Origin of the sequence: Burkholderia lata, assembly GCF_902499025.1 — a bacterium.
Taxonomy (GTDB): Bacteria; Pseudomonadota; Gammaproteobacteria; order Burkholderiales; family Burkholderiaceae; genus Burkholderia; species Burkholderia lata_C.
On sequence record NZ_CABVPW010000004.1, the window covers coordinates 196,729 to 209,330 of the forward strand.

General features: G+C 68.6%; 14 protein-coding genes. 10 read left to right on the forward strand and 4 right to left on the reverse strand.

Going from position 1 to position 12,602, the window contains the following annotated elements; genetic code table 11:
* Window positions 1-11 precede the first annotated feature (11 nt).
* The 4 genes from BDI24065_RS05690 to BDI24065_RS05705 all read left to right on the forward strand — a co-directional run bounded on the left by BDI24065_RS05690 (window position 12) and on the right by BDI24065_RS05705 (window position 1,621).
* Window positions 12-410 carry a DUF488 domain-containing protein gene (locus tag BDI24065_RS05690; protein WP_011355271.1) on the forward strand — a complete coding sequence of 133 codons (399 nt, stop codon included), beginning with the start codon at window positions 12-14 and terminating at the stop codon, window positions 408-410.
* A 158-nt stretch (window positions 411-568) separates the two neighbouring features.
* Window positions 569-853, forward strand: coding sequence for a DUF1488 domain-containing protein (locus BDI24065_RS05695; protein ID WP_175030389.1), 285 nt, complete (start codon window positions 569-571; stop codon window positions 851-853).
* Window positions 854-875: 22 nt separating this feature from the next.
* A complete protein-coding gene (locus BDI24065_RS05700) occupies window positions 876-1,115 on the forward strand; it encodes a UDP-glucose 4-epimerase (protein ID WP_089497012.1) in 240 nt (79 codons plus the stop codon).
* A 155-nt stretch (window positions 1,116-1,270) separates the two neighbouring features.
* Complete coding sequence (locus BDI24065_RS05705; protein WP_175030390.1) at window positions 1,271-1,621, forward strand: metal ABC transporter ATPase; 351 nt, start codon at window positions 1,271-1,273, stop codon at window positions 1,619-1,621.
* A 60-nt stretch (window positions 1,622-1,681) separates the two neighbouring features.
* On the opposite strand, the gene BDI24065_RS05710 is transcribed toward BDI24065_RS05705, so the two are convergent.
* From BDI24065_RS05710 to lhpI, 3 genes are all read right to left on the reverse strand, one after another.
* Window positions 1,682-2,464, reverse strand: a complete 783-nt coding sequence (locus BDI24065_RS05710) for a helix-turn-helix domain-containing protein (RefSeq protein WP_175030391.1) — start codon at window positions 2,462-2,464, stop codon at window positions 1,682-1,684.
* 16 nt (window positions 2,465-2,480) lie between these two features.
* Window positions 2,481-2,885: a response regulator transcription factor gene (locus tag BDI24065_RS05715; protein WP_085037653.1), complete on the reverse strand. Its 405-nt coding sequence runs from the start codon at window positions 2,883-2,885 to the stop codon at window positions 2,481-2,483.
* A gap of 168 nt (window positions 2,886-3,053) precedes the next feature.
* Window positions 3,054-3,989, reverse strand: a complete 936-nt coding sequence (lhpI, locus tag BDI24065_RS05720; protein WP_175030392.1) for a bifunctional Delta(1)-pyrroline-2-carboxylate/Delta(1)-piperideine-2-carboxylate reductase — start codon at window positions 3,987-3,989, stop codon at window positions 3,054-3,056.
* Between the two features lie 263 nt (window positions 3,990-4,252).
* Here lhpI and BDI24065_RS05725 point away from each other — a divergent pair, with 263 nt between their 5' ends.
* From BDI24065_RS05725 to BDI24065_RS05750, 6 genes are all read left to right on the forward strand, one after another.
* Window positions 4,253-4,990 carry a FadR/GntR family transcriptional regulator gene (locus BDI24065_RS05725; protein ID WP_069251534.1) on the forward strand — a complete coding sequence of 246 codons (738 nt, stop codon included), beginning with the start codon at window positions 4,253-4,255 and terminating at the stop codon, window positions 4,988-4,990.
* 121 nt (window positions 4,991-5,111) lie between these two features.
* Window positions 5,112-6,233, forward strand: a complete 1,122-nt coding sequence (locus tag BDI24065_RS05730; RefSeq protein ID WP_175030393.1) for a branched-chain amino acid ABC transporter substrate-binding protein — start codon at window positions 5,112-5,114, stop codon at window positions 6,231-6,233.
* Between the two features lie 66 nt (window positions 6,234-6,299).
* Entirely contained in the window at window positions 6,300-7,307 is a 1,008-nt protein-coding gene (gene lhpH, locus BDI24065_RS05735; protein ID WP_175030394.1) for a trans-3-hydroxy-L-proline dehydratase, read from the forward strand.
* A gap of 173 nt (window positions 7,308-7,480) precedes the next feature.
* A complete protein-coding gene (locus BDI24065_RS05740) occupies window positions 7,481-10,060 on the forward strand; it encodes a penicillin-binding protein 1A (protein WP_175030395.1) in 2,580 nt (859 codons plus the stop codon).
* Between the two features lie 79 nt (window positions 10,061-10,139).
* On the forward strand, window positions 10,140-11,021 hold the full coding sequence (locus BDI24065_RS05745; RefSeq protein ID WP_175030396.1) for a PilZ domain-containing protein: 882 nt from the start codon (window positions 10,140-10,142) through the stop codon (window positions 11,019-11,021).
* A gap of 223 nt (window positions 11,022-11,244) precedes the next feature.
* Window positions 11,245-11,574, forward strand: a complete 330-nt coding sequence (locus tag BDI24065_RS05750) for a DUF4148 domain-containing protein (RefSeq protein WP_175030397.1) — start codon at window positions 11,245-11,247, stop codon at window positions 11,572-11,574.
* A gap of 128 nt (window positions 11,575-11,702) precedes the next feature.
* Here the strand turns inward: BDI24065_RS05750 and BDI24065_RS05755 are convergent, their stop codons facing one another.
* Window positions 11,703-12,596, reverse strand: a complete 894-nt coding sequence (locus BDI24065_RS05755) for a DMT family transporter (protein WP_175030398.1) — start codon at window positions 12,594-12,596, stop codon at window positions 11,703-11,705.
* Window positions 12,597-12,602: the final 6 nt, after the last annotated feature.

The window sequence follows — 12,602 nt, forward strand, 5'->3', positions numbered from 1 at the left end:
AAAGGAGCGACATGGGCATCCGGATCATCCAGCTCGGCACGCCGCGCGCGGCCGGCGAGGGCCTGCGGATCGGAACGGTGCGGCGGCCGCCGCGCGGTGTGCCGAAGGCGGAATTCGCGTCGCGCAACTACTATGATGTATGGCTGCCGACGCTGTCGCCGAGCCCCGAACTCGTCGCACAGGCGCAGGCCGCCGAAACCGATGCCGAATGGAACGCGTTCCGGCGACACTTCCGCGCGGAGATGGCACATGGCGATGCGCCGAAGGTGCTGGATCTGCTCGCGGCGCTGTCGGCGACCACCGCGTTCTCGATCGGCTGCTATTGCGACGACGAACGCCATTGCCACCGCAGCGTGCTGCGCGAGCTGCTCGCGGAGCGCGGCGCGGCGATCGAACCGGACGCGGGCTGAAAGCGGACTGAAATGGGCTCAAGCGGGCTCGAGCAGCATCGCGCAGCCGCGCCGGCACGCAGCCGCGCCATTATCGTGCGCCGCAGCGAACCGGTTGACGTGGGTCAAGCGTGCGGGCGCGCGCGCCACTATGCTCTTGTCATGGAGCCATTACGACGATGACAGGCGAACAGATGCAGATTGCCTTCCCGCCGGAACCACCCGAATATTGCGCACGCGACCTGGTCGTGGCGTTTTCGGCACTGGTCGACGGGCGTTGCGTGCAGTGCGCGATCACGGCCGAGGCGCTGGAAGATCATTTCGGCGCGCCGTCGCTGCTCGAACGCGACCTGCTGGCCGCATTCGACGCGCACCGGTCGGCGATCGAGGCGATGGCGCGACGCATGCTCGAGGAAATCGGCGGCCGGCCGGTGCTGCTGCACAGCGGCCACTTCCGGCTCTGAGACGGATACCGCAGGAGGGTGCATGACACTGCAGGGCAACATTCACGAACGCGACTGGTCCGTCGAAGTCGAGACGCGCCCGTGCGAGTCGGGCGAATTCCGCTGCCGCGTGTCGGTCGAGCATGGCTCCGGTGCCGCGCGTTTTCATCACACGTTCGAGCACAGCCATGCGTATCCGACCGAGCGCGAGGCGATGATCGAAGGGCTGCGGGCGGGCATGACGTGGATCGAAATGAAGACGTCGCAGACCTTCAACGTATGAACGGTCCCGCGCCGACGAAGGCGCGGGCAGACTATCGGCCAGGCAGCGCTCGGAGAATGCGCGCCATGCTACGGGTAACGCGTGCCGCCGCCTTTCGATGCGGGCGGCACATGCAAGGCGGTCGACGAGCGGGCGGCCCCGTCAGGAGACACGACATGGGCGTGGGCATGCAGATCGCCTGCCACGGATTCGCGGGTTCCGCCGCGGTCGAAGCCGAAGCCGGCGCGCAGCTGGTGCGGCTCGAACGGTTTCGCGCGCTGATCGGCGGCTGCCATCTCGCGATCGAATCGCGTGCTGCTGCCGATGGCGCACACCGGTACGACGTCCGGCTCGAACTCGTGATGCGCGACGCGGCGCTCTGGGCGCTGCCGCCGTGCGTCGGCGACGACGTGGACGACGCGCTGCGCCGCGCGTTCATGCAGGCCGAACAGGCGCTGATCGCGCGCCAGGCGGGCGGCGCAAGAGTGGGGCTGCGCGCCACCGCCACCGGCGGCGCGGTGCAATGATGCATCGCGCGCGGGGCCGGGGCCGCGCGGGCCGCCACACGTAGTGTCGGTCTTGTTCCGTCAGACCCGTGCGAGCGCTTGCGAGTCGATGATGCGCACGCGCTTGCCGCGCGTTTCGACCAGCGCGTCGCGATGGAACCGCGAGAACATCCGGCTCACGGTTTCGAGCTTCATCCCGAGATAGCAGCCGATTTCCTCGCGCGTCATCCGCAGGTTGAATTCCGTCGCCGAATAGCCGCGCGCCTCGAAGCGCGACGACAGGTTCAGCAGGAAATGCGCGACGCGCTGCTCGGCCGACATCGTGCCGAGCAACAGCATCTGGCTCGATTCGCGGACGATCTCGCTGCTCAGCATCTGGTAGAGGAAGTGCTGCATCGGCTTGATCTCGCGGCACGCCGCTTCGAGCGCGCCGAACGGGATGATGCACACCACACTGTCTTCGAGCGCGATCGCGTCGCAGCAGTGCTGGCCGCCGCCGATGCCGTCCATCCCGAGCGTTTCACCGGCAATCTGGAAGCCCGTCACGTGCTCGCGGCCGTCGCGATGCATCATCACCGTCTTGAACGAACCCGCGCGTACCGCATAGATGCTCTGGAACGGATCGTCGATGCGGAACAACGCTTCGCCCTGACGTACCTGCCGCGTCGTGCAGATGATCGAGTCGAGGCGGCCGTATTCGGCGGCAGTCAGGTGCGGCGGCAGGCACATCGAGCGCATCGCACACACCGAGCAGCGTGCGGCGGGATGTTTGGCTGCGGCGTCGGCGCGCGTGACCGCGCGAAGCGGAATCGTCGGCCGAGGCGTGATGGATACGTCGGCGGCGCAGGCGGTGGCTGTGGACATGAGTCACTCCGGCTCGTCAGGGGCGGTGCGCGCGAGCGTGCACCAGGGATTCGATGACTCGGCATGCGGCGTCGAATTCGACGGTCTTGTCGAAGAAATAGTCGGCTCCGGCCGACGCGCATGCCTCTCTGAATGCCGGCGCCGAGTGATTCGTCAGCACGATCGTGACGATGCGCGGCGCGGCCTTCGACAGCATCCCGATCAGGTCGAGACCGCTGCCGTCGGCCAGCCGCAGGTCGACGATCACCACGTCCGCCTGGCTGCTGCGGATATGCGTCCACGCGTCCTGGCCGTCCTCCGCCTCGCCGACGACGGCAACGCCGCGGATCGCGCCGACGAGCAGCGCGATCCGCTGCCGGACGGCGACGGCGTGATCGACGAGAAACACCCGGAGCGCGGCGGGCAACTGGCTGGCATTCATGCCGGCAGTATCGTGTTGCGCCGCCGAAAATGAAATCGGCCGAATTGGAAGTTGATGTAGGCCGCTGCGACGCGTTGTAGGGCGATTCCTACAACGCGTACGGGAAACGGCCGCAGCGGCCCCGAGGCGGCGATGCCGCGAGCACGGCTGAAGGAGGGCGCTGCCGGGTCAGCCGGCCCGGCGCGCGGCCAGCGCATCGCGCGCCGTGCGGCACGCGGCGAGATCCCACGCCGCACAGCCGACGCTCTTGAACAGCAGCGGGCCCGTGCGGTCGAAGGCGCCGCCCAGCACGTCGGCGAGCGACGCGACGTGCTGCCAGTCGACCTTTGCGACGATCAGGTCGCCGGCTTCGTGGCGCGCGCCGGCCGGATCGTCGACGACCAGCCGGCTGCCGTGCACCGTATTCGCGTCGATCTCGGCCGCGTCCGCGGTGAACGCGCCGACCCCGACCACGAGCCGGCCTGCGCGCGCGGCTTCGCGATAGACGGGGGTACGGCTCGTCGTCAGCGTGACGACGACGTCGATCGCCTCGGGAATCGCATCGCCGTCGAGCGGCACGAGATGCGGCGCGTGCGGGCGGTGTGCCGCACAGAATGCAGCCGCGCTGTCGGCGCTCGTGCCGCGCACGTGGAGGCGCGCTTCCGGAAAGATCGCCGCGAGCGCTTCCGCGTGATTGGCCGCCTGCTTGCCGGTGCCGATCAGCAGGATGTCGCGCGGCGCGGCGCCGTGCAGCGCCTGGATGCCGAGCGCGGTGATGGCCGCCGTGCGGCGTCCGGTGACGGTCGGGCCGTCGAGCGCGAAGCGCATCTCGCCGGTGGTCGCGTCGTACGCGGTGACCTGGCCGAGGATCGTCGGCAGCCCGCGTGCGCCGTTGCCGGGACACACGTTCACGAGCTTGTGGGTCGCGAGGTCGCGCGCGCTCGACGGCATCGACAGCATCACGCCGCCGGCCTGCAGCGGCACGACCAGGCGCTCGGGGCTGACGATCTCGCCCGCCGCATAGTCGGCGACGGCCTGCCTGAGCGTGGCGAGCAGCGCCGGGTAGTCGAGCAGCGCGGCCGTGTCGGCCGCATCGAAAACGGGAATCGGGGAAAAAGCGGTCATCGTGTACGTCGTATGCGTCGGTGAGCGTGGACGACGGGCGCATGCCGCGCCCGCCACAGGGCTGCCGGATACCGTGACACAGGGCAGTGTGGATCCAATCTATACCACTTGCTGGCCCACCCGCAACCCAGAAAATAAAGCGCCTCGACGCTTTTGGTTCTAATATCTGTCCAGAAGGGCCGTCATGGCCTCGATGCCGGCGCGCTCCGGTATAGTGCGAACCCATTCCAGATTCACGCCCGCAACCGGGCAGGAGCCATACGATGATGTCCGCGCGTCCCGACACACTCGAAGGCGGTTTCCGGCCGCTGCAGATCTACGAGCAGGTGGCCGAGAAGATCCGCGACGAGATCCGCGCGGGGCGCTATGCCGCCGAGTCGCGGCTGCCGTCCGAGCGCGAGCTCGCGGGGCTGTTCCAGGTCGGCCGGCCGGCGGTGCGCGAGGCGCTCGGCGCGTTGCAGAACGAAGGGCTCGTGTTCACGAAGCGCAATTCGGGCACCTACGTCGTCGCATCGCCGCTCGACGTGCTCGCGCAGCGCGGCGACATGCACCGGGCGTCCGAACCCGATTTCAGCCCGACCTCGACGCTCGACGTGCGGCTGATCCTGGAGCCCGCGATCGCGCGCCTCGCGGCCGCGCACGGCCGAGCCGACCCCGGCGCCGAACGCTATCTGGCTCAGATGGAAACCATTACCGACGTCGACGATCCGCATCAGCGCGCGCTGTGGAACGAGAGCGACCGGCTGTTCCACCGCCAACTCGCGCTGATGACCGGCGACGCACTGATCGTGAAGATCGCGGACGAAGTCGCGAAGACGATGGACCAGCCGCTGTGGAAGCGGCTAAAGGACGACGGCATCTACGATGCGGGCCGGATCCGGCTCTACGTGTCCGAGCACCGGCTGATCTACGAGGCGATCGTGTCCGGCGACGCCGATGCGGCGGCGTTCTATGTCGAGCAGCACATCCTCCGCGTGCGGCGCGACATCGCGCCGAAGTGACGGTGCCGGAATCGTTCTGGTCTGAAAAATGACCAGAATCGAAGATTTTATTTTTTAATTGCTTGCATGGTGACCACGCGTGTCCTACATTGGTTTCACACAAAACCAATCAGGAGACATCATGCGACACCTCGTTACCGCGCTCTCGGTGGCCATCGCCGCCGGCGCGCTGACTTCCGCGCATGCGCAGGAAGTCGTCATGATCGGCCATTCGGCGCCGCTGACCGGCCCGCAGGCCGCGAACGGAAAGGACAATGAAAACGGCGCGCGCCTGGCCGTCGATGAACTAAACAAGGCCGGCATCAAGGTCGCCGGCAAGACCGTCACGTTCAAACTGGTTTCCGACGACGACCAGGCCGACCCGAAGGCCGGTGTACAGGTTGCGCAGAACCTCGTCGACAAGGGCGTGGTCGCGGTGCTCGGGCCGTACAACTCGGGCGTCGCGATTCCCGCATCGCGCGTGTACTCGACTGCCGGCGTGCCGATGCTGCCGGTCGCGTCGAACCCGGCGCTGACCAAACAGGGCTTCAAGAACATCTTCCGGATCGGTGCGAGCGACGAACAGCTCGGCGGCACGATGGCCACCTTCGCCGCGAAGACGCTGAACGCGAAGACGGCCGCCGTGATCGACGATCGCACCGCGTACGGGCAGGGCGTGGCCGAGCAGTTCATGAACGTCGCGAAGGCGAACGGGATCAAGATCGTCGACCAGGAATACACGAGTTCGTCGGCCACCGATTTCCTCGGCATTCTCACCAAGATCAAGGCCAGCAACCCCGACGTGATCTTCCTCGGCGGCTATGCGGCCCAGGGCGCGCCGATGGCCAAGCAGATGAAGCAGCGCGGTCTGCGCGCGAAGCTGCTCGGCGGCGACGGCATCTGCTCGGCCGACATGGGCAAGGTCGCGGGCGACGCGGCGTCGATCGTCTATTGCGCGCAGGGCGGCGTCGCGCTCGAGAAGACCGCGGCCGGCCGCGAATTCCTGAAGAAGTACCACGACACCTATCACACCGATCCGCAGGTCTACGGCGTGAACTACTACGACGGGATGAAGCTGCTCGCCGATGCGATGGTCAAGACCGGCACGACCACCGACAAGGCGAAGCTGATCGCGCAGCTCGCGAAGTCGGACTACAAGGGCGTCGCGGGCACCTATTCGTTCGACGCGAACGGCGACCTGAAGGGCGCACCGACCACCGTCTACGTGATCCGCAACGGCCTGCCGGAACCGTACGCGAAGTAACCGGCCAGCCTGCCATCGGACGGCGGCGCGGCCGCCGTTCTTCGTTTCAACGCTTTCGATTCCCCCATGAAAATTTCCCGATCCCTTTCCACCGTCGAAGTCCATACCGGGGGCGAAGCGTTCCGCATCGTCACGAGCGGGCTGCCGCGTTTGCCGGGCGACACGATCGTCCAGCGCCGCGCGTGGCTCAAGGAAAACGCCGACGAGATCCGCCGCGCGCTGATGTTCGAACCGCGCGGCCACGCCGACATGTATGGCGGCTACCTGACCGAGCCCGTGTCGCCGAACGCCGATTTCGGCGTGATCTTCCTGCACAACGAAGGCTACAGCGACCATTGCGGGCACGGCGTGATCGCGCTGTCGACCGCGGCGGTCGAGCTCGGCTGGGTGCAGCGCACGGTGCCGGAAACGCGGGTGGGCATCGATGCGCCGTGCGGCTTCATCGAGGCGTTCGTCAAGTGGGACGGCGAGCATGCGGGGCCGGTGCGCTTCGTCAACGTGCCGTCGTTCATCTGGCAGCGTGACGTATCGGTCGATACCCCGTCGTTCGGCACCGTGACCGGCGACATCGCGTACGGCGGCGCGTTCTATTTCTACGTCGACGGCGCGCCGTTCGACCTGCCGGTGCGCGAAGCGGCGGTGGAAAAGCTGATTCGCTTCGGCGCGGAAGTGAAGGCCGCCGCGAACGCGAAGTACCCGGTCGTGCATCCGGAGATTCCGGAGATCAACCACATCTACGGCACGATCATCGCGAACGCGCCGCGCCATCCGGGCTCGACCCAGGCGAACTGCTGCGTGTTCGCGGATCGCGAGGTCGACCGTTCGCCGACGGGTTCCGGCACCGGCGGCCGGGTTGCGCAGCTCTACCAGCGCGGGCTGCTCGCGGCCGGCGACACGCTCGTCAACGAGTCGATCGTCGGCACGGTCTTCAAGGGGCGCGTGCTGCGTGAAACGAAGGTGGGCGACATCCCGGCCGTGATCCCGGAAGTGGAGGGCAGCGCGCATATCTGCGGATTCGCGAACTGGATCGTCGACGAACGCGATCCGTTGACCTACGGCTTTCTCGTGCGCTGAGTTTCGGCGCCGATCGGCCGCGCGTCGCGCGGCCCCCGTTTGTAGTACCAGGCTTGGCGCGTCGTTCCCGTTGCGGGGCGCGCGCCTTTTTTGCGTGTAAAGCGCCGCGCAGCCGCCCCGTGCGTGCCGGTGCGACGCCATCGCAGTCCGGCGGCCCGCGCGAGTTTGGTACGATGCACCCTTTTCAGCCGAGCTCCACCCGCGTGAATCGCCGAAACGTGTCGTCAGTGCGTGACTTCTGTGCCAGATGGGTCGCGCGCGCCCAACCCGTCGCGGCTGCCGCCGCCGCGCGGGTCAAGCCTCTCGCCGCCACTGCGTGGCACCACGTCCGTCACCCGACGCGCCGCGGCGTGCTGCTCGCCGGCGCCGCCGTGCCGGTGCTGTTCGTGGCGTACGTGGTCGTGCTCATCCCGTTCACGCCGGGTATCGGCGACATCCGCAAGGCGCGCGTCGACCAGCCCGCGCAGGTGCTGTCCGCCGACGGCAAGCTGCTGGCCGAATTCAAGCCGTCGAACCGCGAGTGGGTGCCGCTCAAGCAGATCTCGCCGCACATGGTCGACGCGCTGATCGCGACCGAGGATCACCGTTTCTACGAGCACCACGGCCTCGACTGGAAGCGCACGGCATCGGCCGCGCTCCATACGTTCTCGGGCAGCCGCCAGGGTGGCTCGACGATCACGCAGCAGCTCGCGCGCAACCTGTATCCGGACGAGATCGGCCGCGCGCCGACGCTCACGCGCAAGGTGAAGGAGGCGATCACCGCGCTGAAGATCGAGGCGGTCTACAGCAAGGACCAGATCCTCGAGACCTACCTGAACACGGTGCCGTTCCTGTACAACGCGTACGGCGTCGAGATGGCCGCGCGCACCTATTTCGACAAGTCGGCCGACGAGCTCGACGTGCTCGACAGCGCGACGCTCGTCGGGATGCTGAAGGGCAACAGCTACTACAACCCGGTGCTGAATCCCGAGCGCGCGCTGCAGCGGCGCAATACGGTGCTCGGCCAGATGGTGAAGTACGGCAAGCTGACGCCGGCGCAATTCGCGCAGCTGCAGCGCCGGCCGTTGCGGATCGACTTCGAGCGCCAGAAGGAGCCGCCGGGGCCCGCGCCGCATTTCGCGCAGCAGCTGCGCAAATGGCTGATCGCGTGGGCCGACCGCAACGACTACAACATCTACGCGGACGGGCTGATCGTGCGCACGACGATCGACGCTCGGCTGCAGCAGATGGCGACGCAGGCGCTCACGTTGCAGGGCAACCAGCTGCAGGGCATCGCGAACAACGCGTGGAGCGGCCGCGACGGCTGCGGCACCGACAACGAGGTGTTCCGCACCTTCATGCGCGAGTCGCCCGAGTACAAGGCCGCGCAGGACGCCGGCAAGGACGACGCGGCCGCGATGAAGCTGCTCGCGGCCGACCGCGGCTTCATGCGCGCGCTGTGCAAGACGAAGACCGACGTGCAGGCCGGCTTCCTCGCGATCGATCCGCGCAACGGGCAGATCCGTGCGTGGGTCGGCAGCCGCGACTTCACCAACGAGCCGTTCGACCACGTCGCGCAGGCGCGGCGCCAACCGGGTTCGACGTTCAAGCCGTTCGTCTATGGCGTCGCGTTCGCGAACGGGATGAAGCCGGACGACACGTTCATCGACCAGCCGGTCGAGATCCCGTTGAAGGGCGGCGAGATCTGGCGGCCGAACGACGACGTGCCGCCGACCGGCAAGCCGATGACGCTGCGCGACGCGGTCGCGCTGTCGCGCAACCGGATCACCGCGCAGGTGATGGAGAAGGTCGGGCCGGCTGCCGTGGCCAGGCTCGCGCGCGACATGGGCGTGCGTGAAAGCCCGCTCGAACGCGTGCCGTCGCTCGCGCTGGGTACGAGCCCGGTCACGCTGAAGGAGATGGTCGCGTCGTACGCGACGATCGCGAACGGCGGGCTGTATGTCGAGCCGCAGATGGTGACGCGCATCGAGAACCGCCAGGGCGACGTGCTCGCCGAATACGCGCCGGCACCGCCCGAACGCGCGCTCGACGCCGAAACCGACAAGACGCTGCTCAGCGTGATGCGCGATGTCGTGACGCGCGGCACGGGCGGCAGCATCCGCACGCGCTTCGGGATCCGCGGCGACGTGGCCGGCAAGACGGGCACGACGCAGGACAACGCGGACGGCTGGTTCATCCTGATGCAGCCCGGCCTCGTCGCCGGCGCGTGGGTCGGGTTCGACGATGGCCGCGTGACGCTGCGCAGCGACTACTGGGGGCAGGGCGCGCACAGTGCGCTGCCGATCGTCGGCGATTTCTTCCAGCGTGCGCAGCGCGCCCGGATCGTCGATACGAAGGCGAAGTTCGATACCGAGCCGTCGCCGGGCTGGTTCGCGTCGCTGCGCGAGCGCGTAACCGACCTGTTCGACACGTGGTTCCCGCCCGAGGCGAAGAAGGCGCCCGCGCCGGTCAGGACGCAGCGGGTGGAGCGTGCGCCCGAGGCCGACACCGGCGCGGCTTCGGCAGCGTCCGCCGCCTCGGCGCCCGAAGCGGCATCGGGCGGTATCGTCGAGGAATGGGTGCCGGCGTCCGAAGTGGCCGCGTCGGCCGCCGCGCTGTCGGCGGGCGCATCGCAACCGCCATTCGTGCAGCCGCCGGTGGGGGCAAGTTCGGCGGGCGGAAGCAGCGCAGGCCCCGGCGCCTCACCGGCTGCGGCCGCACCGGCCCAGCCACCGGTGCCGTCCGCGCCCGACGCGACCGGCACTTCGCAGTAACGGAGCCGTTCAGATTTCGCGCGATGCTGCCGTAATCATGTTGTCATGACAGCTCGCGCGGTCGCTCCGCGCCTCCCCGATGAGGCTATCTACCGACTACGTCACGCTTGCGCGTGACGATCTCGCCGCCGGCGTCCCGCTCGGCTTCGATCTCTACGATGCCGACGGCGCCGCGCTGCTGCCGGCCGGCACGACGTTGCGCGATGCCGCGCAGCATGCCTTCCTGTTCGACCATTTCCGCCCGGTACGCCGGCGCGACGACGCCGAGGCCGCGGCCGAGCCGCACACGCCCGACGCGGTGCCGCACGCCACGCGGATGGGGTTGTCGGCAGGCGCTTCGATCGGTATCCGCCGCCGGGTCGGCACGACCCGCGGGCTGCAGCGTTGCCGGCTGATCGGCATCGCCGCGTCGGGTGCGCTGTTCGTCGAGCCGCAGCCGGCGGCCGCGTTCGATTTCGCGCGTGGCGACGACATCGAGGCCGTGGCGATCGGCCGTGCCGCGGTGTCGCGTTTCGGTGCGACGGTCGAGTCGGTGCAGACGTCGGGCGGCGCGCCATACCTGGTGCTGTCACCGCCGGGCTTCGTCGACCGGCTGCGTACGCGCGTGGAGCCGCGCGTGCCGGTGCGGATCGCCGCCTGCTGCGCGGGCGGGTCGGAGGGCGCGGAAGGCATCGGGATGGTGCACGATATCAGCGTGAGCGGGCTGTCGATTGCCGTCGACCGGCCGATCGCCGCAACCGGCGAGCCGTTGCGCGTGCAGCTCCCGTACGCGGCGGGTGGCCGGGTCGAGCTGCTGGCGCTCGACGCGACGGTGCGGGCCGTCCATGCCGATCCGGCGGCACCCGCGCTGACGCTGCATCACGCGGCGTTCGGCGAGACCGGCGCCGACGACCTGATCCGCCTCAAGGCATTGCTGTTCGACCGGCTGATGGCGTCGTCGAATGCCGACCGGCGGCACTGATGCGGGGCCGGGTGCACCGGGCACCGTGCCAAGGTATTCAGTGCGTGAATGCCGACAATCATCTGATGATTCAGTGGATTCGGTGGCGATTGTATGCTTTCCGTCAACAGTGAATTCGCGATTTAAGTATTTACCCTGATAGCGTGGCCTCCTAGACTTCTACTCATGCGCAACGACCCCGAGTCCGAAGCGCCTGACAAAACAATCCTGGAGGTAACGCATCATGAAATCGCTGATCAAGGCAGTTGCACTGGCCGCTCTGGTGGCCGCACCGGTCGTCTCGTTCGCCCAATCGAACCAGCAGCCGCTGACGCGCGCGCAAGTGCGCGCCGAGCTGGTCCAGCTCGAAAAGGCCGGCTACAACCCGAACGACTGGATGAACTACCCGGAAAACATCCAGGCCGCACAGGCAAAGATCGCCGCCGCACAAAACACCGGTGCGCAAGCCGATGCAACGGGCTACGGTGCGAACGCTGCCGCGGCGTCGCAGTCGGGTCAGCGCGTGGTCGTGCCGGCCGCAACCGACCGTTCGTCGGTGTTCTTCGGCCACTAAACCTTGCTGCGCCCGCAAGGGCGCGCGGTTTGCCGTTTGTCCTGAAACCCGTGCACGGTATCCGTGTGCGGGTTTTGCATTTTGGCGGCGTGGATGGGCAGGCGCGAGCGTGCGGCGCCGGATGCGCATCACCGCTTGCTGCCCGCCTGCCGCGCCCGCGTCGCGAGCACGACCGCGACCCCGCCGAGGATCGCCGCCGATGCGACCGCGAGCCGCCAGGTCGGCTGTTCCGCCAGGAGCAGCACGGCGCCGCACGCGGCGATGGGCGGGACGGAGAGCTGAACCGCCGCGGCGCGCATCGCCGTGAGGTGCCGCAGCGCGGCATACCAGACCACGTAGCCGAGGCCCGACGTCAGCGCGCCGGAAAGCGCGGCGAGCGCGATGCCGGCCGGCGTGACGTGCAAGCGGGCGGCGAGCGCGACGCTCAGCGCGAGTGCCAGCGGCGCGGCACGCAGGAAATTCCCGGCGGTCGCCGCGACCGGATCGACGGGCCGACGGCCACGGATCGAATAGATGCCCCAGGCAATGCCGGCGGCCGTCATCAGCGCGGCGCCGCTCGGCGTCGGCGCGGCGAGCCCGGGCGACACGAGGTAGACCAGCCCGCCGAGCGCCGCGCCGAACCCGGCCCAGCCGGTCGCGGCAAACCGTTCGCCGGCATGCCAGCCCGCCGCAAACATCGTCAGTTGCACCGCGCCGAACAGGATCAGCGCGCCGGTGGCCGCGCTGACGGTCAGATACGCAAACGAGAAGCACACGACGTACACGAACAGCATCGCCGCAGCCGGCCAGTCTGCGGGCGGGGCGGGCCGTCGTGCACCCGCACGCGCGACGATCGCGAGCATCAGCGCGCCCGATACGAGGCGCAGGCTGCCGAAGCTGGCCGCATCGATCCGTCCCGCCTGCAGCGCGAGCCGGCACAGCAGCGAATTGGACGCGAAGGCGAGCATCGCGATCGACGTCAACACGACGACGCGCACGCCCGGCCGGACATGCAGCGCGAATGCGGAGGCAGGCGGTCGCATCGCGGG